Genomic DNA, 26164 nt, shown 5'->3' with positions numbered 1-26164 from the left:
GCCTCAATTGCCTACACCGTGACCGATACCGCCTCCGCCCGCTACGCCCGTCTCGAGGCCAATGCCGCCCTGCTTGCGCAGACCCTGCGCGGCATCGAAAAAGAAGGGCTGCGCGTGGACCAGCACGGCGCGCTGGCCCTGACGCCGCATCCGGCCGCGCTGGGCTCCGCCCTGACGAACGAGCACGTCACCACGGACTATGCCGAGGCCCTGCTGGAGCTGATCACAGGCACGCACGGCAACGTCGACGCCCTGCTCGGCGAGCTCTCCGACATCCACCGCTACGTCTATGGCGTGCTCGATGGCGAGCTGATCTGGAACCAGTCCATGCCGGCCAGCCTGCCGCCCGAGGCCGACATCCCCATCGCCTGGTACGGCACGTCGAATACCGGCATGCTGAAGCACGTGTACCGGCGCGGCCTGGCGGAACGCTATGGCAAGACCATGCAATGCATTGCCGGCGTGCACTACAACTTCTCGCTGCCGGAAGCCCTCTGGGAGGTGCTCGACCCTCACGACACGGATCCGCAGCGGCGCCGTTCGCGCGGCTACATCGCCCTGATCCGCAACTTCACGCGGTATTCGTGGCTGCTGATGTACCTGTTCGGTTCGGCCCCTGCCCTGTCGCGCGGTTTCCTGCGCGGGCAGCCGCACAGCCTGCAGTCCCTGGACGCCGAGACGCTCTACCTGCCCCACGCCACCAGCCTGCGCATGAGCGATCTTGGCTACCAGAACAAGGCGCAGTCGCAGCTCAAGCTCTGCTACAACGACCTCGACACCTTCCTCGGACGGCTGTATGAAGCGGTGACCCGGCCCTGGCCGGCCTACCAGGCGGTGGGCACCCATCGCAACGGCGAATGGATCCAGCTGAACACCAACGTGCTGCAGATCGAGAACGAGTACTACTCGAGCATCCGCCCCAAGCGCGCCACGGGCCGGTGCGAGCGGCCGATCACCGCCATGGCCGAGCGCGGCGTGCAGTACGTCGAGGTGCGCTGCCTGGACATCGACATCACGTCTTCGGTGGGCATCGCCGCCGAGACGGCGCGCTTCGTCGACGCCTTCCTGCTGTTCTGTGCCGCGTCCGACAGCCCCTACTTCGCCGACGACGGCTATTGCCAGCACAGCGCCGACAACTTCGCGGCCGTGGTGAAGCAAGGGCGCCAGCCCGGCCTCATGCTGGACCGCGAAGGCACGCCCGTGAGCCTGGCCGACTGGGGCAACGCGCTGCTCGACCAGATCGAGCCCTATGCCGCGCTCTACGACAGCGCACTGGGCGGCGGCGCCTATGCCGAGGCGCTGTCGCGGCAGCGCGCCAAGCTGGCCGACCCGCAGCTCACGCCGTCGGCGCGCTTTCTCGAGGCGCTGCGGGCAAGCGGCGCCTCGTTCCACGAATACGTGCTGGCGCAGAGCCGCAAGCACGCCCAGGCGCTGCGCGCCGCCCCGCTGCCCGCCGAAACGGCGGCGCGCTACGCGCAGGCCGCGCAGCAGTCGCTCGAGGCCCAGCGCCAGCTGGAACAAGGCGACGACGTGGACTTCGACACCTACGTGGCGCGCTTCCACGCCGCGCTGAAGAACCCGCTGGCGCCGCGGTAGCCAGTTCGGCGCGCCCGGCGTATCGTTTGCCCATATCTCCCCGAGAAACGGGAGATCGGGAGCGCGGCTTCATGCCGCGCGCCATGAAGGAGACATTCCATGACAAGCTATCCGCGTCTGCTGCTCGCCGGCGCCGCGCTTTGGGCCGGCGCCGTGCTTGCCGCCGCACCTCCGGTCAGCACCGTGGCGGCGGTCGACCTCTCGCGCTACGCCGGCAAGTGGTATGAAGTGGCCCGGCTCCCCATGCCGCTGGAACACCACTGCGTGAGCGATGCCACGGTCGAATACGTCCAGGAGAACGGCAGCATCGCCGTGCACCACCGCTGCCAGGTCCGCAACGGCCGCATCGGCTCGGCCTCGGGCTCGGCCACGGTGATCGAAGGCAGCAACAATACCAAGCTGAAGGTGTCGTTCCCCGACCTGGGCGAGGCCGAATACTGGGTGATCGGCCTCGATCCGGAATACCGCTGGGCCGTGGTGGGCAGCCCCGACCGCCGATACCTGTGGATCCTGTCGCGTGCCGCCGGCCTCACCCCCGAAGAGCGCGAACAGGCGCTGGCCGCCGCCCGCGAACAGGGTTACGACCTGGCCGAGCTGCGCGACACGCCGCAGCAATAGCGGCCGGGGCGGCCGGCGCTACTTGGCACGCTGCCAGCCCGGGCCCGGCAGCGAATAGGGCACCTGCCCGCCTGCCGCGGCAGTCTCGGGCGCGGTGGTATAGCGGGCAGCGACCTCGCCATCGGGATAGAAGCGCACGGTCAGCACCACATCGCCGGCCGGGCGCTCGGGTGCAGGCAGCGTGACGGCATAGCGATACGCGCTTCCGCCCTGCCCTTCGCCGGCATAGCGCCAGCGCACCGGCAGCGGCGCCCCGTCGGCCGCGGGCACGTAGGCATCCTTCAACACCGTACGGCCATCGGCGGCACCGGCCGGAAGATATCCCAGCAGCCCGGGGCTGATCAGGTACTCGACCGGGCGGCCGGTGAAGTTGTAGGGATACACGGTGACGGGCTGCGGCTCGGATGCCCCGAACCGCTGCCGCCACCAGTCATGCACCGCGTCGGGCGATGCAGCCGCGAAGCCCAGTGCCAGGAGGGCGATGGTGACGAGTACGCGCCGCACCCGCCTGCCCCGGCCGTGCCGTGGCTGGGATGATGTGTCTTGCATGAGTTGTCCTGCCTGGCGCCTGACGCGCCGCAGGCAGGAGCATAGCGCAAGCCCGGCGCTTCAGTCGGCGTCGGGTCCCGCGTAGCCGAACGGCCAACGGCGCGGCTGCGGGACGGGGGTGGCCGGCGTAGTATCCGTGTCCATGGTTCCTCTCCCGTGGGAATGAATGACTGTGGGTCGCCAGCATAGCCGCGCGCGGCCGCACAGTTGTAAGAGAAAGTGAATAAACGTTGAAGAACGCGGCGGTCTGCCAGCATCTGCCCCCAAATTCACTTCAAATGCGGGGATGTCGGCGTGAACCGGGACGATTGGCATGCAGCACCAGGGCCAGCCCCGCCAGCACGACGGCAAAGCCTGCCAGCGACAGCGGGGCGATGCGCTCGCGCAGGAACAGCCACCCCAGTGCCATGCCCACCAGCGGATTGACGTAGGCGAAAGTGGAAGCCACCACCGCCCCGAGCTGCCGTACCGCGGCCAGGTACGACAGCATGGCCACCACCGAGCCGAACACCACCAGATAGGCAAACGCAGTCCATTGCAACGCATCGGGCGCGGCCGGCCAGGACACGCCGCGCCACGCCGCCACGGGCACCAGCACGGCGGCCGCCGCCGCAACCTGCAGCGTGGAGACCCAGGCAGGATGCAGGCCCGGCCCCACATTGCGCTGCAACCGGGTGCCCAGCGCCCAGGTGATGCTGGCCGCGCACAGCAGCCCCACCGCCAGCCACGCCTGGCCCGGCAGCACCGCCGCCGCATGGTCGCGGCCCAGCGCCGGCGCCACCACCATGGCCAGCCCCACCAGGCCCGCCAGCAATCCGCCCAGTACCAGCGGACCGGGCCTGCGGCGCTCCGCCACGCAGGCGATGGCAACGCTCCACAAGGGAATCGTACCCATCGCCATGACGATGAAGCTCGAGCTGGCGTACGGCGACGCCAGGGTGGCGAGGCCATTGCCGCCCACCCACATGAGCAGGCCGGAAACAACGCACAGCAGCAGCGTCCGGCCGTCGACCCGCCCCGGCGGACCGCCCACGACGCGCGCCACGGCGGCCAGCAGCAGGGCCGCGCACGCCATGCGCGCCGCCTGCAGCGGCACTGCCGCGATCGGCGCCGTGCCGGACACGCACAGCTTGACGGCGAAGTAGGTGCTGCCCCAGACCAGGTAGACCACCAGCAGGTGCAGGGCGCCGGCCGTGGGCAGGCGGGCGCTCACGGCGCAGCCGCAGGCCGTGCCGGCGCGACGCCGGCACCCTCGCCCTGCGCGGGCGGGCGGGCGCTGCGCGGCCGGCCCGGCCTGGGCTTGGCCAGCAGGGCATCCGGCCCGCGCGCGGCAAACGCCGACACCCAGCGGAACACCGTGCGCGGATGCCGCCCGAAGACTGCCGCCACCTCGGCCACGCTGCAGCCCCGCGCCACCGCCTGCACGGCATGCAGCCGCAGCGCTCTTTCCACTTCCCCGGCCAGCGGGGACCGCCCGGCCGCCTTGCCCGCGGCTGTCATGCTGCTCTCCCGCCGAGGTACAGCTCGCGCACCTGTGCATCGTCGATCAGCTCATGCGTGCGGCCCGACAAGGCCACGGTGCCGAGCGAAAGAATATAGGCACGATCGGACATGCGCATGGCCTCCATGGCGTTCTGCTCCACCATCAGTACCGTGACGCCCTCGGCATCGCGCACGCGCGCGATGGCGTCGAACACTTCATGCAGCATCTTCGGCGACAGGCCGGCCGAGGGCTCGTCCAGCAGCAGCATGCGCGGCGCGGGCATGAGCGCCCGGGCCAGCGCCAGGATCTGCCGCTCCCCTCCCGAGAGGGACGCAGCCGGGTCGCGCAGCTTGCGCCCCAGCACCGGATAGAGCTCGCACAGCCCGGCCATGCGGCGCGCACACTCGGTGCCTGCCAGGTAATGGCCGCCTATCTGCAGGTTCTCGCGTACCGACAGGGCGCTGAACACATTGTCGGTCTGGGGCACGAAGCCCACGCTGCAGCGGCGGATCTTCTCATGGGCCGGAATGGCCGACGTGTCCTGCTCCTCGAGCAGCACGCGCCCGCTGCGCGGCGCCAGGAAGCCGGCGATCGTCTTGAGCAGCGTGGACTTGCCGCAGCCGTTCGGGCCCAGCAGGGTCACGATCTCGGCACGGGCGGCCTCCACGGAAATCCCCTTGAGTATGTCGACCTCGGGCGTGTACCCCGCCACGACCTCCTCGATGCGTATCATCACGCGACCTCCGCGAGTTGCGGCGCCGCGCCGCCCAGATAGGCCTGCACCACATGCTCGTTGGACGCCAGTTCGGCCGGCGGGCAGCTCGCCACGATGCGCCCGCGGTCCAGCACGATGCAGCGCGTGCACACTTCGCGGATGAAATGCATGTCGTGCTCCACCACGACCAGGGTCATCCCGGCTGCATTGAGGCGCTTGAGCACGGCCACGATATCGCGCCGCAGGTTGGGATGGACCCCGGCGGTGGGTTCGTCCAGCATCAGCAGCCGGGGCTGGCCCATCAGCGCACACACGATGCCCAGCAGCTTCTTCTGTCCGCCCGACAGGGCCGCGGCGGGCAGGTCGCGCACCGGCGTCAGCAGCAGCTCGTCGAGCAGGCGCTGCGCCTTCTCGCGGGCCTCGGCCTCTGCCTGCCGGGCCGCCGGCAGCCCCAGCAGCGTAGCCCAGGCGCCGTGGCTGCCGGTGGCCGCGGCCATCGCGGTTTCCATCACCGACATCTTGCGCGGCATGGAAGGCAGCTGGAACGTGCGCGCCACGCCCGCGGCCACGATGCGATGGGCCGGCAGCGCATCGATGCGCCGGCCTTCGAGCAGGATCCGGCCGGCGCCGGGCGTCTCGAAGCCGGTCACGATATTGAGCAGGGTGCTCTTGCCCGAACCGTTGGGACCCAGCAGGCCCACGATCTCGCCCTCCTGCACGGTGCACCGGACGTCCTCCAGCACGCGATGACCGCCGAAGGCCTTGGCCACCCCCTCCAACGCCAGCAGGGGGCCGCCTTGACGTCCCTCCTGCCGCTGCGCGGCTTCCTCCAGGAAGGAAGACTTGCCGTTCTGGCTCATGGCACTCTCCTCAAGGGTTCGGGCAGCAGGCCTTCGCGACGCCACAGCAGGCATGCCAGCAGCAGCAGGCCCACCAGCCCGATGCGCAGCGCGCCGGCGAGGTCCGAGCTGAACCCCAGCGCGTCCTTGGCGAAAGGCACGGTCACGTAGGCGGCCTGCACCGCCACCACGCCCACCAGCACGCCGGCGGTGTTGCCCACGCCGCCTATCATCAGCATGGTCCAGAGCAGGAAGGTCTCGCTGGCCAGCAGGTATTCCGGCCCGGCGAAGCTCATGTACTGCGCATAGAGGCCTCCGGCAAAGGCGGTGATCGCCGCCCCGCTCATGATGGCGCGCGCCTTCAGCGCGCGCAGGTCGTATCCCATGCAGACGGCCAGCTGCGGCTCCTCGCGCATCAGGCGCAATGCCCGTCCGAAGCGACCATCGGCCAGCCGGCGGCTGGCTCCGGCGCACACAGCCAGTGCCCCCAGCACCAGCAGCAGGAAGGCCAGGGCGCTCCATGGCCGGCCCAGGCCGGCGAACCAGGCCGGTATGCCCGCGATGCCGTTCGCGCCGCCGGTGAGCCAGCCTTCGTTGGTGGCCACGGTGCGCAGGATCTCGGCCACGGCCAGCGTGGCAATGCCCCAGTAGTCCGAGCCCAGCTGGCGCCCGAGGCGGGCGATGCACCAGCCCAGCACCATGGCGGCCGCCACCCCTGCCGCCATGCCGGCGGCCAGCGGCCACCCGGCCTGGGTGGCGATGCCCACGGCATAGGCGCCCAGGCCTGCAAAGGCAATATGGCCGAAGTTGAGCAGCCCCGCCAAACCGGCCTGCAGATTCAGGCCCAGCGCCATGATGGCGTACAGCCCGGCGATGGTCGCCATGGAGATCAGGAACTCAAACACGGCGCACCTGTCGGTCGAACAGCCCATAGGGCTTGAACAGCAGGGCCAGCAGCAGGATCAGGAACGAGCCCGCGCTGATGTAGGCCACGGGCATGAACCAGAGTTCGCGCCCCAGCAGGGGGCCGAAATTCAGGTTGGTGACCGCGGTCTCGGTCAGCGCGATCAGCGTCGCGCCGGCCACCGCGCCCAGCGGATTCCCCAGCCCGCCAAGGATGGCTGCGGCGAAAACCGGCAGCAGCAGGTCGTGGCCCAGGTTGATGTGGGCGCCGGTGGACAGCGCCAGCATGCCGCCGCCCAGGCCGGCCACGGCGCCGGCCAGCACCGTGACCATGTAGGTGATGTGCTCGGCGTTCAGCCCGGACGCATGGGCCAGCGCCGGATTGCTGGCCAGCGCGCGCATGGCGCGGCCCATGCGGGTACGGAACAGCAGCAGCGCGAACAGCGCCAGCAGCACGGCGCTCGTGCAGACGAAGGCCAGTTGCGCATGCGACAGCCGCGCCTGGCCGATGGCCAGCGACTCGACCACCGGCAGGTTGAACATGCGGGGAAAGGAACCCGCCAGGCCCTGCGTCACGGCGACGATGAGCATGGAGACGGCCAGCGAGCCTATCATCGCGATGGCCGGTCCGCCGGCCAGCAGCCGCCGGAACACCGCCAGGTGCAAGGCCAGCGTGAGCAGGCCCGTGAGCAGCGCGGCCACGATCAGCGCGCCCACCAGCGGCACGCCGGCCGCATGCAGCGCGTAGGTGGCATAGGCTCCGCACATTGCATACTGCACGTGCGCGATGTTGGGAAACTTCACCAGCCCGTACAGCAGGCTCAGGCCCAGCGTGATGAGCGCCAGGTCTGCAGCCCGCAGCAGGGTATCGACCAGGAATTGCAGCATGGCTAATCTCCAGGACGGTCCGGCCGCGGCGGCGCGCCGCCGCGGGCTACAGGCGCAGTTCAGCGCACGACGATCTTGCCGCCTTCGTACTTGAGCTTGTCGTAGGGCGGATCCAGGCGCTGGCCGTCCTGGTCGAAGCGGATCGGTCCCGTGACGCCGACATAGCCCGCTTCGCCGAGCTGGCGCAGCGCCGCCTGGATGGCCCCCGACTCGGTGGACTTGGCCGCGTCGATGGCGGCGGCCGTCATCAGCACCGCGTCGTAGCCATAGCCCGTGTAGGAGGTCTTGAATCCTTCCTTGTATTTGGCCGCGAACGCCTCCCCGTACAAGCGCCCGGGCTCGCCCTGCACCGAGCCCAGTTCCATGCCGAGCTGGCCGTTGGCGATATCGGGCGCCGTGTCCGACAGGCTCATGCTGAGAAGGATGGCGTACCAGGGCGTCTTGCGCAGGCCGAGCTCGAACGCCTCGCGGTTCAGCACCGCCGACTCCTGCCCGTATGCGGTATAGACATATGCGTCCGGATTGCTGCGCGACAGCTGCTGCAGCTCGCGGCGATAGGTGGACTGGCCGGCCGTGTAGAGCACCTCGGCAATGACCTTGCCGCCCAGCTTCTCGAACTCGTGCTTGTAGCCCTCCAGCACGCCCTGCCCGTAGGCGTTGTTGGGGGCGATCATGGCCACCTTGCGATACCCCAGCGCATAGGTGTCGGCCGCCGAGAACTTATTGCCGAAATTCTCCAGGCCCACCAGGCTGTACGAGCTGGGACCCAGGTCGCGGATCTTCACGCTGCTGCTCGCGATGTTCAGGTGGGTGACGCCCTCCTTCACGAGGTACTGCCCCATGGGCAGCGTGATGCCCGACGAATACTCGCCCATCACCACCGGCACCTTGTCGACGCTCACCAGCTTGCGGGCGGCGTTCAGCGCGGTGGTCGGCGTGCCGCCGGAGTCCTCGACGATCACATTGAGTTTCTTGCCTAACACACCGCCCTTGGCGTTGACGTGTTCCACGCCGAGCATCACGCCGCGGCGCACGTCCTCCCCCACGGTCGCATTGGCGCCGGTGAGCGAAAGCACCGCGCCGATGTCGACCGTTTCCTGGGCGCGGGCCGCGCCGGTCCATGACAGCAGGGCGGCAGCCAGCCCGACCAGGATGATGCGCGTACGCCGGAATGTAGGAGTGCTCATGGTGTGCTCCGTTGAAGGACGTGGGATGGGCGCTCAGATGTCGCCCGCATAAAGGCGCAGGACACTGTTCTGGATGAACCGCACGATCTCGTCCATGCGGCGCGCGATGTGCGCATCGATGAGGCGCCGGCAGGTATCGTGGTCGCGGGCGAGCAGCGCATCGGCCAGCGCCAGGTGATCGCGGCCCATCTCGGCGCCCCGGTCTTCGAGGTCGCTCCAGCGGAAATAATGGATGCGCGCGTTGATGGCGCGCAGCGACTTGGCGATCTCGCGGTTGCCCGAGAGGCGGGCCAAGCACAGGTGGAACCGTTCGTCCTCGATCAGCAACTGGTATGTGGACAGGCGCTCGGACTGCCGCATGACCCCGACCCAGTCGTCGCGCATGGCCTGGATGTCGGCGTCGCTGGCGCGCACCAGCGCCAGGTTCACGGCAGCCAGCTCGATCGCGCTGCGCAGCTCGTAAAGCTCGAAGACCTCCTGGCGCTCGAGCCGCCTGCCGTAGAAGCCGCGGTTGGGCACCATGGTGAGCATGTCTTCGGCCACCAGACGGTGCAGCGCCTCGCGCAGCGGCGTGCGGCTGACGCCCAGGCGTTCGGCCAGCTCGACTTCGTTGACGCGCTCGCCCGGCTTGATGCGATACAGGACCACCATCTCCTTGAGGTGCTTGTACACCTCGCTGACGGTGACGCCGGCGCGGCGTCCTTCGCGCGGGTCGGCAATGGCGGACGGACGCCCCACGTGTTGCTCCTCAGAGGGTGAACAGGCGGCCGAACTGCGGCTGCGCGTCGTCGATGCCGGCCAGCCGCAGGGCGTGCCACGCCATGGCGCTGTTGCTCGACACGATGGGCTTGCCCAGCTCGCTTTCGAAGCCGGCAGTACATTCCGCCATCCGCAGGCTGGTGCAGGACACGAACACGGCATCCACGTCATCGTGGCGCCCCGCCTCCAGCACGGCCGCCCTCAGCGAAGCGCGGTCGATGCGCGCCACTTCCGGATCGTTGGCATGATTGAAGGTCACCACCCGGTTCACCGCGATCCCGGCCGCCTCGATGTGGTCGGCAAAGATCTGGTTGATGCTGCGCACATAAGGCGTGACCAGCCCGATGCGCGCCGCGCCCAGCCGGCGCAGGCCTGCCACGGCGCCGGTGATCGGGGTCGTGCAGGCAACGTCCGGCCGGGCCTCGCGTATGCGGGCAAACACCTGTTCCTCGCCGATCACGATGGTGCCCGACGTGCAGCCGAAGGCCACCACGGCCAGCGGCAGGCCCGGAACGATGAGCGCAACCGCGGCGCGGATGTCCTGCTCCATCAGCGCCAGGGATTCCGGCGTGATGTCCGGGGAGTTGTGCAGCCGCGCCTCGAAGAAGGCCACGCCGGACAGCTGCATGATGGACCGCCATTCGTACTCCAGCGTCTGGTCGGTGGCCAGCACCACCAGGCCGATGGCAGCGCGGGCCATCAGGCCCTCGTCCATGGTGAAGGGCACGATGCGGTAGCGGTCTTCCGCCAGGCCGCCTGCTTGCGGTGCGCTCATCATTGCAGGGTCATCCCGGTGATGTCGATGGCGGGCTGGCGGCCATCCATGATGTCGGCGACGATGCGCGCCGTGCCGCAGGCCATGGTCCAGCCCATGTGGCCATGGCCTGTATTCAGATACAGGTTTGCGTGGCGGCTTGCGCCGAGGATCGGCGTGCCCTCCGGCGTCATGGGGCGCAGCCCGGCCCAGTATTCGGGCTGGTCGTAGTCGGCGCCCTCAGGGAACAGCTCGCGGGCGGCCTTGAGCATGGGCGCGAAATCCCTGGGGCGATGGCCCGTGTCGTAGCCGCTGAATTCGGCCGTGGACGTGAAGCGCAGGCGGCTGCCGAAGCGGGCCCAGGCCACCAGGTTGTTCTCGTCCACGCCCGACAGCGACGGGTAGACGTGACCGGGCCCTATCGGGAAGGTCACGGAGTATCCCTTCACAGGATAGATGGGCAGGCGGTAGCCCAGGCTGCGCGTCACGAGAGGCGAGTAGCTGCCCAGCGCCACCACATATTCGTCGCCAGCCAGGGGCCCCTGGCTGGTGTCCACGCCCACGATGCGTCCGCGTTCGGCGCGCAGCCGCTCGATGCGCGTGTCCATCAGGAAGCGCACGCCCGCTTCTTCGCATTTCTGCGCGAGGTGCCGTGTGAACATCCGCGCGTCGCCGCTCTCGTCCGTAGGGCAATGGATGGCCCCGGCCAGGTGCCGGCGCGCCGCGGCCAGCGCCGGTTCGCGCTCGACGACGGCATCGGGATCGAGCAGTTCCATGGGCATGCCGCCATCGGCCAGGATGCGCATGTTGGCGCTGCCGCGCGCGAACGAGGCCGCATCGCGGTATACGTACAGCGCGCCGCGGCTGAGGCGCTCGTACTGCAACCCCAGCGTGTCGGTGAGCGCCTGCAGCTCGGCCTGCGAGTAGCGGCACAACACCAGCTTGCGACGGGTGTTCAGGCGCGACTTCTCGGCCGTGCAGTTCTGCAGGAACTGCCACAGCCAGCGCCACATGCGCGGATCGGCGTTGAGCTTCAGGCGCAAGGCCTGGCTGTCGTCGCGCAGCGAGCGCCACAGGATGCCCGGCGCACGCGGCGAGGCCCAGGTATAGGAATGCCCTGGCGCCACCATCCCGGCATTGGCGTAGCTCGTTTCCGACGCCGCCAGCGCGCGGCGGTCGACCACGGTGACCTGCCGGCCCTGTGCCGCCAGATACCATGCCGTGGTTATCCCCGCGACACCCGCGCCCAGTACGACGGTATGCATGATGGCCGCCTGCCGTTCAAGCGACGGCAATCACGGCGATTTCCACCGTGTAGGGCGGGAAGGCCAGCGCCGATTCCACGCAAGCGCGCGCGGGCGCTGCGCCGGGAGGCACCCAGGCGTCCCACACTTCGTTCATCTCGTTGAAGGTCTTGTGGTCGGCCAGCCAGATCGAGGCCGACACGATGCGCGTCTTGTCGGTGCCGGCCTCGGCCAGCAGGGCGTCGATCCTGGCGAGGATCTGGCGCGTCTGGCCCGCCACGTTGTCGTCGGTATTGCCGGCGACCTGGCCCGCCAGGAAGACGAAGCCGTTGGCGATCACTGCCTGGCTCATGCGGCTGGAACACTGCAAGCGCTGGATGGACATGGTCTTTTCCTTGGTGAGGCACGCCGGCGGCGCGATGTTGGGGCAAGTGAATACACTTCCATATTCACTTCCATCCAAAGCAAAAGCCATGCCATATCGGCCGGAAACCCAATGCCGTCGCGGGTTTCGGAAAAGTCGTGTCAGTCGGGGAAATTGCACGATGGCAGAATTCCGGTCCATTCCGCTCCCTGCTGCATGACATGACTTTCCATTCCAGAAAGGGCGCAAGCGCAGACGGGCCCACGCTGCGCGCTACCGCGGCTGCGCGCCCATGCGCCGCCTTGGGGATGTGCCGGCACCATGTCGGTGCCCATGCTTCAGGATGCCCCGCCGAAATCCACTTCCGCGCAACGCGCGGCCAGGAATTCGCGCAACTGCTGGATCGCCGGGGTGAGCGAGGCGCGGTGTGCGCTGACCAGCTGCAGGGGCGCAGGCTCGCCGTACTCGGGCGGGAACAGCTCCACCAGTCGGCCGGCGGCCAGATCCGCCGCCACGTCGAGCCGGGACTTGTAGAGCAGCCCCTGGCCGGCCACGGCCCAGCGCCGCACCACGTCGGCATCGTCGCTGACCCGGTCGCCCTCCACCGCCACCGTGACCGCGCCATCCGGCAGATGGAAGGTCCAGCGCTCGTGGATGTGCTCGCCCATCACATAGCGCAGGCAATTGTGGCCGCGCAGGGCCGGCGGCGTGCGCGGCGCCCCATGGCGTGCGATGTACTCCGGCGACGCGCACAGGGTGCGCCGGTTCGACGGCGCGATGGGCAGCGCCACCAGCCCTGAATCGGCCAGCAGGCCATAGCGTATGCCCGCATCCAGCGGGCGCTCGAAGAAATCGGCCGTGCGGTCGCTGATGTGCAGGCGCAGTGCGAGGCGGGGATGCAGCGCCTGGAAAGCATCCAGCCAGGGCAGCAGCACGTTGCGCCCGAGGTCCGAAGGCACGGAGAGGCGCAGCACGCCCGTAATTCCGGCGCGGCCCAGGTCCAGCGCCTGCTGGCCGTTGCGCAGGGCCGCCAGCGTGGCCCGGGCATGCGGAAGGTAGCGCTCGCCCTCGTCGGACAGCCGCATGCGGCGGGTGGAACGCACCAGCAGCCGCACCCCCAGCGCGCGCTCGAGCCGCTGCATGGCGCTGCTGGCCAGCGCCGGCGTGATGCCCAGGCGCCGAGCCGCCGCCGAAAGGCTGCCGGCGTCGGCCGTGTGCACGAATACCTGGAGATCGTCGAGCCGGATCATTTTCAGTGTTTTGGCGAAAGTCTTTCCGATTTTCGCCCGTTTTTCCTGATAGCGCGATGAATCATCATGTCGTCCTGTTGCTCTCTTTCCTGAAGGAATCGTCCCATGAAAGCCATCGGCTTCCGCCAGCCCCTGCCGATCGACCATCCGCAGGCCCTCGAAGACCTGGTCCTGCCCGACCCCGTGCCCGCCGGCCATGACCTGCTCGTCGAGGTGCGCGCCGTCTCGGTCAACCCGGTAGACGTCAAGGTGCGCAGCAGCGCCCGGCCGCCCGAAGGGGAGCCGCGCATCCTCGGCTGGGACGCGGTCGGCCTGGTGCGCGCGGTGGGCGACAAGGTCAGCCGCTTCAAGCCCGGCGACCGCGTCTGGTATGCCGGCGCCATCAACCGGCCCGGCAGCAATGCCGAACTGCAGCTGGTGGACGAGCGCATCGCCGGGCCCGCGCCGGACAGCCTGGACGACGCCCAGGCGGCCGCCCTGCCGCTGACCGCGCTCACGGCCTGGGAACTGCTGTTCGACCGGCTCGCCGTGCAGCACGCCGACCCCGTGCGCGAGAACCGCCTGCTGGTCGTCGGCGCGGCCGGCGGCGTGGGTTCGGTGCTGCTGCAGCTGGCGCGCAACCTGACGGGGCTCACCATCATCGGCACCGCGTCTCGGCCCGAAACCCAGGCCTGGGCGCTGGAGAACGGGGCGCACCACACGATCGACCATCACCAGCCCTGGGCGCCGCAGCTGGCCGCGCTGGGCTATGCCGACGTGAGCCACGTGATCGGCCTGAACCACACCGACAGCTACCTGCAGCAGATCGTGGACGTCCTGCGCCCCGAAGGCCAGCTGGCCCTGATCGACGACCCGGCCAGCTTCGACATCGTGCCCTTCAAGCTCAAGTCGCTGTCGGTGCACTGGGAACTGATGTTCACCCGCCCGCTGTTCCAGACGGCCAGCCTCGAGCGCCAGCACCACATCCTGCGGCGCATGGCTGGCCTGGTGGACGCGGGCATCGTGTGCAGCACCCTGACGCGCCGCATCGCCGGCATCAACGCCGCCACGCTGCGCGAGGCCCACGCCGCCATCGAGCGCGGCGACACGCGCGGCAAGATCGTGCTGGAAGGGTTCTGAGGAAACCCGCGGCGGGGCGGCAGCTGCGGCAACGCCCCCGCCGCCTTCACGCCTTCGCTTACCGCAGCCCGGCCTTGTCCAGGCCGAAGGCCGCGTCCGCCGAGCCGGGTTCGCGGCGGAATGCCACGCCCATGCGGTTCCAGCCATTGATGGCCACCACCAGCCACGACAGCTCGCTCAATTCGGCGTCGGAGAACTCGGCGCGCGCCGCCTCGTAGTCGGCATCGGCCACGCCGTGCGGCGGCAGTTGCGTGAGCAGCTCGGTCCAGGCCAGCGCGGCGCGCTCGCGGGGCGAGAACAGCGGCGACTCGCGCCATACGATCACGTGGTGCAGCCTGAGCTCGCGCTCGCCGTGCAGCTTGGCCTCCTTCACGTGCATGTCCACGCAGAAGGCGCAGCCGTTCAGTTGCGAGGCGCGCAGCACCACCAGGTGGCCGAGTTCGCGGGCCACGCCCGTCTGGCCGACGGCCATCTGGAAGGCGCCATATTTCTTGAAGAGTTCCGGTACGGCAGCGGAATAGTCGATGCGCTGGGTCATGATGTGTTCCATGAGGATCCGAAGAAGCCGGCATTGACCCGCCGGCACGCCGCTATCTTGCCGCCCTGCCCGCCGCGGCGACAGCGTCAAGAATCGGCTTTGCGACTGGGTCATGGCCGCGGCATGGCACAATCGGACGCCCCTTTCCATGACCGCAACGGCCATGCCCCGTACGCCGAGACTCGAATTGCCGCCGCTGGATGCGGCGCACGACCAGCCTCTGTATCGCCAGGTCTATCAGCGCCTGCGCGAGGCCATCGCCGTGGGCACGCTGCGGCCGGGAGACCGCATCCCGTCGGTGCGCGCCCTCACGCGCGAACTGGGCCTCGCGCGCGGCACCATCGAGGCCGCCTACGCGCTGCTGGTGGCCGAGGGCTACGTGCAGCCGCGGGGCCAGGCGGGCACCTTCGTCGCGCCGGGCCTTCGGCTGCCGGGCCCGCAGGCCCGCCCCGCAGCCCCGCCCGACCCGGCCCCGGCCGACCCCGGAGGCTGGTACACCCAGACGCTGCTGCCCACCCAGCTGGGCGTACCGGCACTGGATGCGTTCCCCCGCAAGTCCTGGGCGCGGCTGGCGGCCCGCTGCACCCGGGCCACCCAGCCGGCCGACCTGATCAATCCGCCCGCATGCGGACTGCCGGCGCTGCGCCGCGAGATCGCCGCCTACCTGCAGGTGGCGCGCGGCATCGCCTGCACGCCGGAACAGGTTTTCGTCACCGCCGGCTACCGGCAGACGCTGGACCTCATGGCCCGCACCCTGCTCGTCCCGGGCAGCCAGGTGTGGCACGAGGATCCCGGCTACCCGCCCACCCCCGACTGGCTGGCCCGGGCCGGCCATGTGCCGCTGCCCGTGCCGGTGGACGAACAGGGCCTGTGCGTGGACGCAGGCATCGCCCGGGCGCCGGACGCAGCTGCCGCGATCGTCACGCCGGCACACCAGAGCCCCACCGGCGTGGCGCTGTCGCTTCCCCGGCGCCTGGCGCTGCTGGCATGGGCCGCCCGGCAGAATGCGTGGATCCTCGAAGACGACTACGACGGCGAATTCCGCTATGCCAGCCGCCCCCTGCCCGCGCTGCAGGGCCTGGACCGCAACGGTCGCGTGCTGTATGCCGGCACCTTCACCAAAGTCCTGTTCCCCGGCATCCGCCTGGCGTACCTGGTGGTGCCGCATGAGCAGGTCGGGCGCTTCGAGGCGGCCTGCCGCGTGTTCGGCGGCGGCCAGCCGGGGCTGACGCAAGCGATCGTGGCCGCCTTCATGGCCGAGGGACATTTCGTCAGGCACATCCAGCGCATGCGTCGGCTCTATGCCGAGCGGCGCCGCATGGCGGCGGCCGCGCTCGCCGGTGCGCTGGACGGGCTGGCCGAGGTGCTGCTGCGCCCCGGGGGCATGCACCTCGTGCTGCGCCTGTCCGCGCATGCCTGCGACCGCGAACTCGCGCGCACGCTGCGTGCGGAGGGCCTGTACGCCCAGGCGCTATCCGACTGGGCCATACAGGCCCCCACCGATCCGGCGCTGCTCGTGGGCTTCACCAACGTCGACAGCGCCGCCATGGCTGCGTCGCTGGGCCGACACCTGCGCGAGGCTCTGGCGCGCAGGTCGCGCACGGTTGCCGCCGCCCCGTTGGACGGTGCCTGACGGGCCGCCTACAATGCCCGAATGATCTTCTGGCATGCCGCGCGCGCTTCCGAATCCAGCGCCAGGTCGCTCCGGCGACCGGGCCGCGCGCCCGCGCGTGCCGCACGCGTCCGTCCGACCGGGCCAGTGGCGGCTTTTGCCGCACTTGCCTGAGCCCGGCGACCGCCCCCCGCATTTCCATAGCGCATTACTCCAGGTCGCCGGGCCGCTCCCCGCGCACGATGCACGGCGCCGCCGTATCGGCGGCGCTCGCCCTCAAGGAGTCTTTCATGCAAGCCTCGACCCCCGAGCGGATGCTCACCGAACTCGACCATACCCGCCTGGCCAGCCTGCTGGCACGCATGACGGCCGCCGGGCTGCCGGCCGGCGCCGCGGATACCGCCATCGACCTGCTCGATTCCGCCCAGACCGTACCGGCCCGCTCCATTGCGGCGGACGTCGTCACCATGCGCACGCGCCTGCGGCTGCGCCATGCCGGAGGCAGCGAGCTGGACATCGCCCTGTCGTATCCCGCCGAGGCCGACGCCGGCTCCGGCCGGATCTCCGTGCTGTCTCCGCTGGGGCTCAGCCTGATCGGCCGCCGCGCAGGACAGGCCGTCCAGTGGCAGGGGCCCGACCGCGTCGTGCACCAGGCCACCGTGGAGCAGATCCTCTACCAGCCCGAAGCGGCCGGCGACTACGGCAGCTGAGCCGCGGGCAGGCCGCAGAACCCGCCGCGGGCAAGTCCGGGCGGGCCGGGCGGGCGCGCCACGGATTGCGCTATTGGGTGCGCTCGCGCGTGGCCAGCAGGTAGTTCTCCGCCGCGCCGTCGTTGACGCTGCCCCACAGCAGCTGGTCCGAGCGGAAGGCGCGCCACGACGCCAGCACCTTGGCGAAGGCCGGGCGGCTCGCGGCATAGTCGTCCAGCACCTGCCAGCTCGCCTGCTGCATGGCGTCCATGACGGCGGGCGGCCAGCGCTTGAGCCGGGCGCCCTGCGCCACCAGGCGCTTGAGGGCCGGGATGTTGTTGGCGTCGTACTTGGCCAGCAGGTCGGCCGCTGCGCTGGTGCATGCGGCGCGCAGCACTTCCTGGTAGCGCGGCGGCAGTTTCTGCCAGCTGTCGCGGTTGATGGCCAGGCACAGGCTGGCGCCCAGCTCCATCACGCCGGGGCCATAGTAGTAGCGGGCCACCTTGGCAAAGCCCAGCTTCTCGTCGTCGTACGGGCCGACGAACTCCACGGCGTCCAGCGAACCCTTCTCCAGGGCCGGATAGATGTCGCTGCCGGCGATCTGCTGCGGAATCGCGCCCAGCTTCTCGTAGACCATGCTCAGCATGCCGGGCGTGCGGATGCGCAGGCCCTTGAGGTCGTCGGGTGTATTGATCTCCTTGCGGAACCAGCCGCCCATCTGGGCGCCCGTATTGCCGCAGGGAATCGCCAGCGCATTGAATTGCGCATAGAGCTCGTCCATCAGCGCGGCCCCGCCGCCATGCAGCAGCCAGGCCGTGTGCTGGCGCGGCGTGAGGCCGAACGGCACGCCGGTGTCGAAAGCCAGCGCCGGCTCCTTGCCGAGGTAGTAGAAGCCCGCCGTGTGTCCGCATTCGGTGGTGCCGTTCTGCACGGCGTCGAGCACCTGCAGCGGCGGCACGATCTCGCCCGCGGGAAACGGCCGGATCGAGAACTTGCCGTCGGTCAGCGCGGCGACCTTCCCGGCCACGAATTCGGCCGCCCCCCACACCGTATCCAGCGACCGCGGAAAGCTGCTCGGCATGCGCCAGTTCACGGCGGGAGCATCCTGCGCCACCGCGGGCGCGGCCAGCACGGCACCGCCCGTGCCGGCCAGGGTGAGGAAACGACGGCGTTGCATGGCGGGGCTCCTTTCAGGCGATGCAGTCGGGCGCCTGGCGCAGTACGCGGCGGGCGAAATAGGCGAACGTCAGGGCCAGGATCTTGGGCTTGACGAGGAAGTCGTGCGATTCGCGCGCCAGCTCGGCCGGCACCGGCTTGACCGGCCCGATGGCCCGCGCGCGCAGCTGCAGCGCCGCCACCTGCTCGAGCCAGATGGCCATGACGGTGGCCTCCTCGATCGACTTGCCGGCGGTGAGCATGCCGTGGTTGGCCAGCAGGATGGCGCGCTTGTCGCCCAATGCCGAGGAAATGATCTCGCCTTCGTCGTCGCCGATGGGCAGGCCCGGCCATTCCGGCAGATAGGCGCAATCATCGAAGAACGGCGTGGCATCCATGTGCGCCACTACCAGGGGCTCGCCCACCATCGACAGCGCCGAGACCGCCGGAGGATGCGTGTGCACGATGCACTGCACTTCGGGGCGATGCCGGTATATCCAGGCATGGAAGCGATTGGCGGGATTGGGCAGCGACTTGCCGTCCAGCGGGTTGATGTCCTCGTCGATCAGGATCAGCTCGCTGGCCCGGGCCTCGTCGGCGCCCAGCCCGAACGGCAGCGTCCAGATGGTGCCCGGCTGCTCGCCGCGCGCAGTGATCTGGCCGGCCAGGCCGCCGTTCCAATGGCCCTGCTCCGCCAGCATGCGGCACGCCAGCGCCATCTTCTGTGCCGCGCTCCAGTCGGCCGGGGCGGGTGCCCGTTCGTCGATCTCGCGATCGACCCGGTCGCGCAAAGCGTTCTTGTCCTGATTCACGTAGGCCTGCATGGTGTTCATCCGTGTGTAGCGGCAGGGAGCGGCCCCTGCCCGTGTGTCGTCTTGCCGGGTTCTCTGCATTGTTGCCTTTCAGGCAACTTGTTGCCCAAAGTACAAACTATTGCCCTCCCCTTCAACAAGGGGAAACCCGCGGCCGCGAATGCCGGCCCGGCGCAAAAATGGCATCATGCAGCCTCCGTACGCCCCGATTGCCGTCGTCCATGCCACCCAAACGCCCGCCGCCGCCCGCCCCCTCCGCACCGGACCCGCTGCACGTCGGCCTGCGGATACGGGCCACGCGGCGGCGCCGAAAACTGACCCTGGCGCAACTGTCGGAGCACACCGGACTGGACAAGGGCTTTCTGTCGCGCCTGGAGCGCGGCGAAAAGTCCGCCTCCGTCGGCACGCTGCACACCGTGGCCGTTGCGCTGGATACCTCGCTGTCGGCCCTGCTGGGCGAGGCCGATCCCCAGGACGAGATCCATATCGTCCGGGCCGGAGAGCGGCATCGCATGGTGGACTCGACGCCCGGCGAACATGCGTACGAGGCGATCACGCTGGGCGGCGCCGGCAGCGGCCTGTCGGTGATGGTGGTGCAGGTGGGCACGCATGGCGAACGCACGGTGGCCAACCATGGCGGCGATGAATTGATCTTCGTGCTCGAGGGCCGGGTGCGCGTGCATTTCGGCGGGCACACGGTGCTGCTCGAACGCGACGACAGCGTGCGCTTCCCCGGCTATCTGCCGCACAGCCTGCAGGCCGAAGGCCGCAAGACGGCCCGCGCGCTGATCGTCATCGCCAGCGACAGGCGCTGAGCGCCCGCGTCCCTGCGGACGCTACGCCGCGCGCATCCGGATCGCACCCAGCGCGCGCACCCCTTTCCGGATGTCTTCCTGCGTGAGGCTGGCATACCCCAGTATCAGGCCCGCCCGGCGGAACAAGGCAGGCCGGCCGGACCGAGCGAACAGCGGCGACAGGGGGTAGACGCCCACGCCCATCCTGTGGGCGGCCGCCACGAAACCGTCCTCGTCTTCCGGCCGCAGGCCGGGCAGCCACAGCACCGCATGCAGCCCGGCTGCCGTGCCCACGATCTGCGCGCCGTCCGGCAGGTAGCGGGCGACGGCATCGAGCAGCGCGCTGCGCCGTCGCTCGTTCTCCCGGCGGACGCGCCGCACGTGCCGCTCATAGGCGCCGCTTTCCATCAGCGAGGCCAGCACGCGCTGCTCCAGCACGGGAGCATGGCGGTCGGCCAGGCGCTTGGCCTGCCGGAACACCGGCACCAGCTCCGCGGGCAGGACCAGGTAGCCCAGCCGCAGCTGCGGCGACAGCGCCTTGGAGAAAGTGCCGACGTAGATGACGCGGCCGTCGGCGTCGATGGACTGCAGCGCGTCGATGGGGCGCTGGCCATAGCGGAACTCGCCGTCGTAGTCGTCTTCGACGATCCAGGCGTCGCGGCGGCTGGCCCACTGCAGCAACTCCACCCTCCGGCCTATGGGCAGCACTCCGCCGAGCGGGAACTGGTGCGACGGCGTCACGTAGGCGAGGCGGACCCGGTCATCGCCGGGCAGCCGGGCCGTGTCCAGGCCCTGCTCGTCCACGGGGATGGCATGCAGCGTGGCGCCGGTGGCCTCGAAGCAGCGCCGGGCCATCACATAGCCGGGCTCCTCGAAGACGAACCCGTCGTCCGCATCCAGCAGCAGGCGGGCGCACAGGTCGATGGCCTGCTGCGAGCCCTGCACGATCAGGATCTGCTCCGCGTCGCACGCCAGGCCGCGGGCCCGCCTCAGATAGCCCTGCAGCGCCCGGCGCAGCGCTGCATCGCCCTCGGGCGCGGCATAGCCCAGGCTGTGCTCCTGGCGCTGCAGTTCGGCCTGGTACGCGCGTCGCCAGACTTGCGCGGGAAAGTCGCGCAGGGCCACGGAGCCGTAGCGGAAGTCGATGGCAGGCATGTCCGTGGCCGTGGCCAGGGCCTGCGGCATGCCGGCTTGCGCCAGCCGCCGGCCATAGGCCGACAAAGGCAATGCGGCGCGCAGCCGCCGCGGCCTGCCCGCCGGAAGCGGCGCCGGCGTCGCGAACGGGCTTGCCACGCGCGCCGCGCGCCCCGGAGACGTGACGAGAAAACCCTCGGCCGCAAGCTGCTCGTAGACCGAAGTCACGGTGGTGCGGGATATGGCCAGCTCGGCGGCCAGCGCGCGCGTGGAGGGCGCCGCTGCGCCGGGCGGCAACGTGCCGTCGGCGATCTGCGCGCGCAGCAGCTCATAGACCCGCCGCCCTGCGCCGGTGGGGCCGCGACCCTGTCCGGCAGCCAACTGGACCATATGAAAATCCCGAAACTGGACCTTCTAATTGTGCCTGTTTTACGCAATAGTGGCGGCACCCCCACCCTGCCTGCACATCCGCCATGTACGTTCCCGCGCACTTTGCCGAAACCCGGCCCGAGGCACTGCACCGCATCATCGAGGCGCATCCGCTCGGCATGCTGGTCACCCACGGCGAATCCGGCCTGGACGCCGACCACATCCCGTTCGAGTTCGATCCCGGCACGGGAACGCACGGCCTGCTTTCGGCCCACGTGGCGCGTGCCAATCCGGTATGGCAGCGCTGCCCCACCGGCACGCCGGTGATGGTCGTGTTCCGCGGCGCCGAAGGCTATATCTCGCCGAACTGGTACCCCAGCAAGCACGAAGCGCATCGCCAGGTGCCGACCTGGAACTACGAAGTGGTGCACGCCCACGGGGTGCTCACCGTGCGCGACGACGAACGCTTCGTGCGCGGCATCGTGGCGCGCCTCACGCGCCGGCATGAGGCGGGGGAACCCAGGCCCTGGAAGATGGGCGACTCCGCACCGGAATTCATCGACGAGCTGCTGCGCCATATCGTGGGCATCGAGATCGCCGTCACCTCGTTGGTGGGCAAGGTCAAGCTGAGCCAGAACAAGGAAGCGCGCGACCGCCTGGGCGCAGCCGCCGCGCTGCAAGTGCGCGGCGCCACCACGCTGGCGCAGTCCATGCGCGAGGCGGGTTGAGGCGGGTCGTTCCGGCCAGGCTGTCTAGCTAGATTCACGAACACGCCTTACATTCTCCTGAGCACGTCCCCCCTCGTCCCCAGGAGAACGCCGATGATGTCCCTTCCCAGACGCTTTCTGACCGCCGCCGTCGTCACGGCGGCGCTCGGCAGCATGGCTGGCACGCAAGCCCATGCCCAATCCGCAACCCCCACCTACACCCCGGAGATCGGCCAGGCAGGCAAGGACGTGGTCTGGGTCCCCACCTCGCAGGCCCTGGTCGACCGCATGCTCGACATGGCGCAGGTCACGCCCGAGGACCGCCTCGTGGACCTGGGCTCGGGCGACGGCAGGACGGTGATCACCGCGGCCAAGCGCGGCACCGTCGCCCGGGGCATCGAGTTCAACCCCGACATGGTGGCGCTGGCCAAACGCCAGGCCGAGGCGGAAGGGGTCTCGGACCGCGCCACGTTCGAACAGGCCGACATCTTCGAATCCGACTTCTCCGACGCAACCGTCGTCACGCTCTTCCTGCTGCCCAGCCTGAACGTCAAGCTGCGCCCCACCCTGCTGGACATGCCGCCCGGCACGCGGATCGTCGCCAACTCTTTCGACATGGGCGAATGGCAACCTGACGAAACCGCGCAGGTCACCGAAGGCTGCACCACCTATTGCCGCGCCCTGAAATGGATCGTGCCGGCCAAGGTGGAGGGCAGATGGCAGCTGGACGGCAAGACACTGGAACTGAAGCAGCGCTTCCAGATGCTCGAGGGCTCGCTGGGCGACGGCGCTTCGGCGCAGCCCATCAGCGATGCCCGTCTCGATGGCGCGCGGATCACGTTTTCCATCGGCGCCGACCGCTACACCGGGGAGGTCGGTAACGGGAAGATGCACGGCACCGTCAACGGCTCGGGCGCCTGGGAAGCGACGCGGGAAGGAACCTAGCCTTGCGGGCCGGCTGGCCCGGCCTGCACCAACGGCGCCAGGCCCGCGCAGGACCCTAGCGCAATTCCAGCGTGGCGCCGATCACCTGGAAGGTCGGCAGCAGCTGCCGCCAGGCTTCCTTGGCCATGGCGGGCGGGCGCCTGAGTTCGGCCGCCGCCGGATCCTCGAGCAGGTCGCCCTTGCAGGCGAACACGATGCTGTTGGTCATGTCGTCGTCGACCACATGGCATTGCCGAAAACCGTGCGCAGCCGCTCCAGATAGCGATGGTGGTCGGCATGATTGACGTGGAAGTTGCCCACCAGCAGGCCGTCGGCGCGCAGCGCGCGGTGGCAATCGGCATAGAACCCGGCTGTGCACAGCGGCGCCGGAATGCCGCCCGCCACGTAGCCGTCGAGCAGCACCACGTCGGCATCGCCATCGCGTTCGCGCATGTACTGCGCGGCATCGGCCTGCACCACCTGGAAGCGCTCGCCGTCGGGCGGCACCATGAAGGTGTCCCGCAGCGCGATCACGGCAGGGTCGATCTCGACCACCGTGATGCGCGATTGCGGCAGGTAGCGATAGCAGAACTTGGGCAGCGAACCGCCGCCCAGGCCCACCATCAGGATGTGCTGGGGCATGGGCTTGAACAGCAGGAAGCCCATCATCATGCGGGTGTACTCGATCTCGAGCGCATCGGGATTGAGCAGCGACATGCTGCTCTGGATTTCCTGCGACGTGAAATGCAGCGAGCGGCGCATGCCGGTGCTCTGGACGAAAGGACGATGCGGCGCGGCGGGCGGTCGGGAGCGGAACATGGGAAGTTGCGTACGGGCTTGTAGGGATAGGTTACCGCGTTGCGGCAGAAGCCATGTCGTACTGGCCACCAACGACGCCCCACACCATGCGCCGTTCCATGCACATGCTGCAAGCATTCACGCGATCGAACTACTCAAACCATAGTGCAGACAGGCGCATGGGGCCCTGCTATCAGCCAACGGTTGGAAATGTGCCTGATTGGCCTCATGCATAGATCGACAAATGGGCAAGTCCCGTCATTTCCATTCGCAACCGGCACCTCGCGTCTTCGCCGGCAGCCGCTGCCGCGAATCTACTTCGAGATCTGGCACGAGCCTCGCAGGCGTGCTGGAGCAAGCTTGACCTCACGTTTGAGCTACGTCGACCTGGCTTTCCAGCCAGCGCTGCGCATCCAGCGCCGCCATGCACCCCGTGCCCGCGCTGGTAATGGCCTGGCGGTATACATGATCCTGCACATCGCCCGCGGCAAACACGCCGGCCACTGAAGCTTGCGTGGCCAGCCCCAGTGCGCCACCCTGCGTCTGGATATACCCGTTCTCCATCGCCAATTGTCCCTGGAAGATGGCGGTGTTCGGCTTGTGACCAATCGCAATGAACACGCCACGCGTATCCATGGCTTCCCGCTCTCCCGTCTGCACCTGGCGCAGGCGCACGCCCGTCACCCCCGACGCGTCGCCCAACACTTCGTCCAGCTCGTAAAATAGCTTCAGCCGCACCACGCCGGTCGCCTGCTGCGCCATCAGCCGGTCCACCAGAATCGGTTCGGCGCGGAACTTGTCGCGCCGATGCACCAGCGTCACGCTACGGCATAACCCCGCCAGGTATAGCGCCTCTTCCACCGCCGTATTACCACCGCCCACCACCACCACGTCCTGGTCGCGATAAAAGAATCCATCGCACACCGCGCAGCCCGACACGCCGCGCCCCATGAATGCTTGCTCGGATGGCAGGCCCAGGTATTGTGCCGCCGCGCCGGTGGCGATAATCAGCGCATCGCAGGTATAACGGGCCCCGCCATCGCCCATCAGCGAGAAAGGCCGCCGCGACACATCGACCTGGACGATATGGTCCAGGATGATCTCGGTATCCAGGCGTTCGGCATGCGCCTGCAAGTGCTGCATCAGTTCCGGCCCCTGGATTCCGGCCCCGTGGCCGGGCCAGTTCTCCACATCCGTGGTCGTCATCAGCTGCCCGCCCTGCGCCATGCCGGTAATCAACACCGGCCGCAGATTGGCGCGCGCCGCGTAAATAGCAGCGCTGTAGCCCGCCGGCCCGGAACCCAGAATCAACACCTTGGCATGCTTGCTCACGCCTTTCTCCGTTTTACGCTTGAGGCTGTATATGCGCGGCTTTCACAATGGCGCCGTAGCGTTCCGATTCCGACTGGCAAAATGCCGCGAAGCCTTCTTGCGAGCCGCCCAGCGGATCCGCTCCGGCCTGCAGCAGCTTTTCCCTGACGGCGGGGTCGGCCAATACCTTGTTCAACGCCTGGTTCAACTGGGCCACGATGTCCGCCGGCGTGCCTTTGGGCGCCCACACGCCATACCAGGTGGTAATTGCAAAACCCTTCAGCCCGGACTCATTCAAGGTGGGCAGCTCCGGCGCGACAGCCGAACGGTCAGTAGAAGTCACGCCCAGCGCGCGCAGCTTGCCGGAGCGCACGAAGGTAATCGACGACGGCGCGCTATCGAACATCATGTCCACCTGCCCGCCTATCAAGTCCGTCAGCGCCGGCGCACTACCCCGGTAGGGCACGTGCATGAGCCGCACGCCGGCCATCTGGCCGAACAGCTCGCCTGCCAAATGTCCCGGCGCGCCCACGCTGGATGAGGCAAAACTCAGCGGCTCCTTCGAGGTCTTGGCCTGCTGGATCAACTCCGCCAGCGATTTCGCCTTTATCTTGGGCGACACAACCAGAATCTGCGGCGTGGATGCCAGTCCCACAATGGGCACAAAATCCTTCAGCGGATCGAAAGGCAAATCCGCCTTCAAATATGGGTTGATCACGTGCCCCGAATAATTCAGCAGCAGCGTATAACCGTCCGCCGGCGCCCGCGCCACCTGGCCCGCACCGATTACGCTGCTGGCTCCCGGTTTGTTATCGATCACCACGGTCTGGCCAAGGTCTGCGGATAGTTTCTGCCCCACCACCCGCGCCACGATATCTGTCGGCCCGCCCGCCGGAAACGGCACGATCAGGGTAATCGGCTTGTTGGGATACACCGGCGCGGCCGATGCCGGCGCGGCCTGCACCGCCGTCGCCGCGCCCAGCAGCAGTCCCGCCGCTAATTGAATGGCTTTCATGTCTCGCTCCTTTGAAGGCTATGGTTATGGTGATGCGC

Annotated in this window: 29 protein-coding genes; 8 read left to right on the top strand and 21 right to left on the bottom strand. The window is 69.1% G+C overall.

The window, feature by feature from the left end:
* Nucleotides 1-18 precede the first annotated feature (18 nt).
* A complete protein-coding gene (gshA, locus tag ACYBYQ_RS01770) occupies nt 19-1596 on the top strand; it encodes a glutamate--cysteine ligase (protein ID WP_459616682.1) in 1578 nt (525 codons plus the stop codon).
* A gap of 99 nt (nt 1597-1695) precedes the next feature.
* Nucleotides 1696-2214, top strand: coding sequence for a lipocalin family protein (locus tag ACYBYQ_RS01765; RefSeq protein ID WP_459616681.1), 519 nt, complete (start codon nt 1696-1698; stop codon nt 2212-2214).
* An 18-nt stretch (nt 2215-2232) separates the two neighbouring features.
* Here the strand turns inward: ACYBYQ_RS01765 and ACYBYQ_RS01760 are convergent, their stop codons facing one another.
* The 13 genes from ACYBYQ_RS01760 to ACYBYQ_RS01700 all read right to left on the bottom strand — a co-directional run bounded on the left by ACYBYQ_RS01760 (nt 2233) and on the right by ACYBYQ_RS01700 (nt 13149).
* Nucleotides 2233-2763 (bottom strand): hypothetical protein, encoded by a 531-nt coding sequence (locus ACYBYQ_RS01760; RefSeq protein WP_459616680.1) that lies wholly within the window; start codon nt 2761-2763, stop codon nt 2233-2235.
* Between the two features lie 274 nt (nt 2764-3037).
* A complete protein-coding gene (locus tag ACYBYQ_RS01755) occupies nt 3038-3976 on the bottom strand; it encodes a DMT family transporter (protein WP_459616679.1) in 939 nt (312 codons plus the stop codon).
* On the bottom strand, nt 3973-4263 hold the full coding sequence (locus ACYBYQ_RS01750; protein WP_459616678.1) for a helix-turn-helix domain-containing protein: 291 nt from the start codon (nt 4261-4263) through the stop codon (nt 3973-3975). Before ACYBYQ_RS01750 ends, ACYBYQ_RS01755 begins: the two co-directional genes overlap by 4 nt.
* Nucleotides 4260-4979, bottom strand: coding sequence for an ABC transporter ATP-binding protein (locus tag ACYBYQ_RS01745; RefSeq protein ID WP_459618679.1), 720 nt, complete (start codon nt 4977-4979; stop codon nt 4260-4262). The genes ACYBYQ_RS01750 and ACYBYQ_RS01745 overlap by 4 nt, the downstream gene beginning before the upstream one ends.
* Entirely contained in the window at nt 4979-5821 is an 843-nt protein-coding gene (locus ACYBYQ_RS01740; RefSeq protein WP_459616677.1) for an ABC transporter ATP-binding protein, read from the bottom strand. The genes ACYBYQ_RS01745 and ACYBYQ_RS01740 overlap by 1 nt, the downstream gene beginning before the upstream one ends.
* Nucleotides 5818-6705 (bottom strand): branched-chain amino acid ABC transporter permease, encoded by an 888-nt coding sequence (locus tag ACYBYQ_RS01735; protein ID WP_459616676.1) that lies wholly within the window; start codon nt 6703-6705, stop codon nt 5818-5820. Before ACYBYQ_RS01735 ends, ACYBYQ_RS01740 begins: the two co-directional genes overlap by 4 nt.
* Nucleotides 6698-7591, bottom strand: coding sequence for a branched-chain amino acid ABC transporter permease (locus ACYBYQ_RS01730; RefSeq protein WP_459616675.1), 894 nt, complete (start codon nt 7589-7591; stop codon nt 6698-6700). Before ACYBYQ_RS01730 ends, ACYBYQ_RS01735 begins: the two co-directional genes overlap by 8 nt.
* Before the next feature lie 59 nt (nt 7592-7650).
* Nucleotides 7651-8778 carry an ABC transporter substrate-binding protein gene (locus ACYBYQ_RS01725; RefSeq protein ID WP_459616674.1) on the bottom strand — a complete coding sequence of 376 codons (1128 nt, stop codon included), beginning with the start codon at nt 8776-8778 and terminating at the stop codon, nt 7651-7653.
* Between the two features lie 33 nt (nt 8779-8811).
* The gene (locus ACYBYQ_RS01720; RefSeq protein ID WP_459616673.1) at nt 8812-9516 is read right to left on the bottom strand and encodes a GntR family transcriptional regulator; all 705 of its coding nucleotides are present in this window, start codon (nt 9514-9516) and stop codon (nt 8812-8814) included.
* A 10-nt stretch (nt 9517-9526) separates the two neighbouring features.
* Nucleotides 9527-10315 (bottom strand): maleate cis-trans isomerase family protein, encoded by a 789-nt coding sequence (locus ACYBYQ_RS01715; RefSeq protein WP_459616672.1) that lies wholly within the window; start codon nt 10313-10315, stop codon nt 9527-9529.
* Nucleotides 10312-11556, bottom strand: coding sequence for a D-amino acid dehydrogenase (locus tag ACYBYQ_RS01710; RefSeq protein ID WP_459616671.1), 1245 nt, complete (start codon nt 11554-11556; stop codon nt 10312-10314). The genes ACYBYQ_RS01715 and ACYBYQ_RS01710 overlap by 4 nt, the downstream gene beginning before the upstream one ends.
* A gap of 16 nt (nt 11557-11572) precedes the next feature.
* Nucleotides 11573-11920, bottom strand: a complete 348-nt coding sequence (locus tag ACYBYQ_RS01705; RefSeq protein WP_459616670.1) for a RidA family protein — start codon at nt 11918-11920, stop codon at nt 11573-11575.
* Between the two features lie 317 nt (nt 11921-12237).
* Nucleotides 12238-13149, bottom strand: coding sequence for a LysR family transcriptional regulator (locus ACYBYQ_RS01700; RefSeq protein WP_459616669.1), 912 nt, complete (start codon nt 13147-13149; stop codon nt 12238-12240).
* Between the two features lie 105 nt (nt 13150-13254).
* Between ACYBYQ_RS01700 and ACYBYQ_RS01695 the strand changes: the two genes are divergently transcribed.
* Entirely contained in the window at nt 13255-14268 is a 1014-nt protein-coding gene (locus ACYBYQ_RS01695) for a zinc-binding alcohol dehydrogenase family protein (RefSeq protein ID WP_459616668.1), read from the top strand.
* A 58-nt stretch (nt 14269-14326) separates the two neighbouring features.
* On the opposite strand, the gene ACYBYQ_RS01690 is transcribed toward ACYBYQ_RS01695, so the two are convergent.
* Nucleotides 14327-14806, bottom strand: a complete 480-nt coding sequence (locus ACYBYQ_RS01690; RefSeq protein WP_459616667.1) for a carboxymuconolactone decarboxylase family protein — start codon at nt 14804-14806, stop codon at nt 14327-14329.
* A gap of 163 nt (nt 14807-14969) precedes the next feature.
* On the opposite strand from ACYBYQ_RS01690, the gene pdxR (ACYBYQ_RS01685) reads away from it, so the two are divergent.
* On the top strand, nt 14970-16439 hold the full coding sequence (gene pdxR / locus ACYBYQ_RS01685; RefSeq protein ID WP_459616666.1) for a MocR-like pyridoxine biosynthesis transcription factor PdxR: 1470 nt from the start codon (nt 14970-14972) through the stop codon (nt 16437-16439).
* 269 nt (nt 16440-16708) lie between these two features.
* On the top strand, nt 16709-17128 hold the full coding sequence (locus ACYBYQ_RS01680) for a GreA/GreB family elongation factor (RefSeq protein ID WP_459616665.1): 420 nt from the start codon (nt 16709-16711) through the stop codon (nt 17126-17128).
* A 70-nt stretch (nt 17129-17198) separates the two neighbouring features.
* Here ACYBYQ_RS01680 and ACYBYQ_RS01675 read toward each other — a convergent pair whose 3' ends face one another.
* Nucleotides 17199-18284, bottom strand: a complete 1086-nt coding sequence (locus ACYBYQ_RS01675) for a TRAP transporter substrate-binding protein (protein WP_459616664.1) — start codon at nt 18282-18284, stop codon at nt 17199-17201.
* A 13-nt stretch (nt 18285-18297) separates the two neighbouring features.
* Nucleotides 18298-19086: an aldolase gene (locus ACYBYQ_RS01670; protein WP_459616663.1), complete on the bottom strand. Its 789-nt coding sequence runs from the start codon at nt 19084-19086 to the stop codon at nt 18298-18300.
* Nucleotides 19087-19253: 167 nt separating this feature from the next.
* On the opposite strand from ACYBYQ_RS01670, the gene ACYBYQ_RS01665 reads away from it, so the two are divergent.
* Nucleotides 19254-19889 carry a helix-turn-helix domain-containing protein gene (locus ACYBYQ_RS01665; protein WP_459616662.1) on the top strand — a complete coding sequence of 212 codons (636 nt, stop codon included), beginning with the start codon at nt 19254-19256 and terminating at the stop codon, nt 19887-19889.
* A 21-nt stretch (nt 19890-19910) separates the two neighbouring features.
* Here the strand turns inward: ACYBYQ_RS01665 and pdxR (ACYBYQ_RS01660) are convergent, their stop codons facing one another.
* Complete coding sequence (gene pdxR / locus ACYBYQ_RS01660) at nt 19911-21392, bottom strand: MocR-like pyridoxine biosynthesis transcription factor PdxR (RefSeq protein ID WP_459616661.1); 1482 nt, start codon at nt 21390-21392, stop codon at nt 19911-19913.
* An 83-nt stretch (nt 21393-21475) separates the two neighbouring features.
* Here pdxR (ACYBYQ_RS01660) and ACYBYQ_RS01655 point away from each other — a divergent pair, with 83 nt between their 5' ends.
* Entirely contained in the window at nt 21476-22099 is a 624-nt protein-coding gene (locus ACYBYQ_RS01655) for an FMN-binding negative transcriptional regulator (RefSeq protein WP_459616660.1), read from the top strand.
* A gap of 93 nt (nt 22100-22192) precedes the next feature.
* Nucleotides 22193-23023, top strand: coding sequence for a class I SAM-dependent methyltransferase (locus tag ACYBYQ_RS01650; RefSeq protein WP_459616659.1), 831 nt, complete (start codon nt 22193-22195; stop codon nt 23021-23023).
* Nucleotides 23024-23078: 55 nt separating this feature from the next.
* Here ACYBYQ_RS01650 and ACYBYQ_RS01645 read toward each other — a convergent pair whose 3' ends face one another.
* The 4 genes from ACYBYQ_RS01645 to ACYBYQ_RS01630 all read right to left on the bottom strand — a co-directional run bounded on the left by ACYBYQ_RS01645 (nt 23079) and on the right by ACYBYQ_RS01630 (nt 26126).
* Nucleotides 23079-23231, bottom strand: a complete 153-nt coding sequence (locus ACYBYQ_RS01645) for a hypothetical protein (RefSeq protein ID WP_459616658.1) — start codon at nt 23229-23231, stop codon at nt 23079-23081.
* On the bottom strand, nt 23228-23821 hold the full coding sequence (locus ACYBYQ_RS01640; RefSeq protein ID WP_459616657.1) for a fused MFS/spermidine synthase: 594 nt from the start codon (nt 23819-23821) through the stop codon (nt 23228-23230). Before ACYBYQ_RS01640 ends, ACYBYQ_RS01645 begins: the two co-directional genes overlap by 4 nt.
* 345 nt (nt 23822-24166) lie before the next feature.
* The gene (gene trxB / locus ACYBYQ_RS01635; protein WP_459616656.1) at nt 24167-25132 is read right to left on the bottom strand and encodes a thioredoxin-disulfide reductase; all 966 of its coding nucleotides are present in this window, start codon (nt 25130-25132) and stop codon (nt 24167-24169) included.
* A 13-nt stretch (nt 25133-25145) separates the two neighbouring features.
* On the bottom strand, nt 25146-26126 hold the full coding sequence (locus ACYBYQ_RS01630) for a Bug family tripartite tricarboxylate transporter substrate binding protein (RefSeq protein ID WP_028354611.1): 981 nt from the start codon (nt 26124-26126) through the stop codon (nt 25146-25148).
* Between the last annotated feature and the right edge of the window lie 38 nt (nt 26127-26164).

Source organism: Bordetella sp. 2513F2, from assembly GCF_054642735.1.
Note: the sequence above shows the minus strand (reverse complement) of the source record. Positions and strands in the feature narration are given on the sequence as shown.

Coding starts and splice junctions, on each gene's coding strand:
- ACYBYQ_RS01765 (WP_459616681.1), top strand. CDS start 1,696: ATGACAAGCTATCCGCGTCTGCTGCTCGCCGGCGCCGCGCTTTGGGCC.
- ACYBYQ_RS01760 (WP_459616680.1), bottom strand. CDS start 2,763: ATGCAAGACACATCATCCCAGCCACGGCACGGCCGGGGCAGGCGGGTG.
- ACYBYQ_RS01750 (WP_459616678.1), bottom strand. CDS start 4,263: ATGACAGCCGCGGGCAAGGCGGCCGGGCGGTCCCCGCTGGCCGGGGAA.
- ACYBYQ_RS01745 (WP_459618679.1), bottom strand. CDS start 4,979: ATGATACGCATCGAGGAGGTCGTGGCGGGGTACACGCCCGAGGTCGAC.
- ACYBYQ_RS01740 (WP_459616677.1), bottom strand. CDS start 5,821: ATGAGCCAGAACGGCAAGTCTTCCTTCCTGGAGGAAGCCGCGCAGCGG.
- ACYBYQ_RS01730 (WP_459616675.1), bottom strand. CDS start 7,591: ATGCTGCAATTCCTGGTCGATACCCTGCTGCGGGCTGCAGACCTGGCG.
- ACYBYQ_RS01725 (WP_459616674.1), bottom strand. CDS start 8,778: ATGAGCACTCCTACATTCCGGCGTACGCGCATCATCCTGGTCGGGCTG.
- ACYBYQ_RS01715 (WP_459616672.1), bottom strand. CDS start 10,315: ATGATGAGCGCACCGCAAGCAGGCGGCCTGGCGGAAGACCGCTACCGC.
- ACYBYQ_RS01710 (WP_459616671.1), bottom strand. CDS start 11,556: ATGCATACCGTCGTACTGGGCGCGGGTGTCGCGGGGATAACCACGGCA.
- ACYBYQ_RS01705 (WP_459616670.1), bottom strand. CDS start 11,920: ATGTCCATCCAGCGCTTGCAGTGTTCCAGCCGCATGAGCCAGGCAGTG.
- ACYBYQ_RS01700 (WP_459616669.1), bottom strand. CDS start 13,149: ATGATCCGGCTCGACGATCTCCAGGTATTCGTGCACACGGCCGACGCC.
- ACYBYQ_RS01695 (WP_459616668.1), top strand. CDS start 13,255: ATGAAAGCCATCGGCTTCCGCCAGCCCCTGCCGATCGACCATCCGCAG.
- ACYBYQ_RS01690 (WP_459616667.1), bottom strand. CDS start 14,806: ATGACCCAGCGCATCGACTATTCCGCTGCCGTACCGGAACTCTTCAAG.
- pdxR (WP_459616666.1), top strand. CDS start 14,970: ATGCCCCGTACGCCGAGACTCGAATTGCCGCCGCTGGATGCGGCGCAC.
- ACYBYQ_RS01680 (WP_459616665.1), top strand. CDS start 16,709: ATGCAAGCCTCGACCCCCGAGCGGATGCTCACCGAACTCGACCATACC.
- ACYBYQ_RS01675 (WP_459616664.1), bottom strand. CDS start 18,284: ATGCAACGCCGTCGTTTCCTCACCCTGGCCGGCACGGGCGGTGCCGTG.
- ACYBYQ_RS01670 (WP_459616663.1), bottom strand. CDS start 19,086: ATGCAGGCCTACGTGAATCAGGACAAGAACGCTTTGCGCGACCGGGTC.
- ACYBYQ_RS01665 (WP_459616662.1), top strand. CDS start 19,254: ATGGCATCATGCAGCCTCCGTACGCCCCGATTGCCGTCGTCCATGCCA.
- pdxR (WP_459616661.1), bottom strand. CDS start 21,392: ATGGTCCAGTTGGCTGCCGGACAGGGTCGCGGCCCCACCGGCGCAGGG.
- ACYBYQ_RS01655 (WP_459616660.1), top strand. CDS start 21,476: ATGTACGTTCCCGCGCACTTTGCCGAAACCCGGCCCGAGGCACTGCAC.
- ACYBYQ_RS01650 (WP_459616659.1), top strand. CDS start 22,193: ATGATGTCCCTTCCCAGACGCTTTCTGACCGCCGCCGTCGTCACGGCG.
- ACYBYQ_RS01645 (WP_459616658.1), bottom strand. CDS start 23,231: ATGACCAACAGCATCGTGTTCGCCTGCAAGGGCGACCTGCTCGAGGAT.
- ACYBYQ_RS01640 (WP_459616657.1), bottom strand. CDS start 23,821: ATGTTCCGCTCCCGACCGCCCGCCGCGCCGCATCGTCCTTTCGTCCAG.
- ACYBYQ_RS01630 (WP_028354611.1), bottom strand. CDS start 26,126: ATGAAAGCCATTCAATTAGCGGCGGGACTGCTGCTGGGCGCGGCGACG.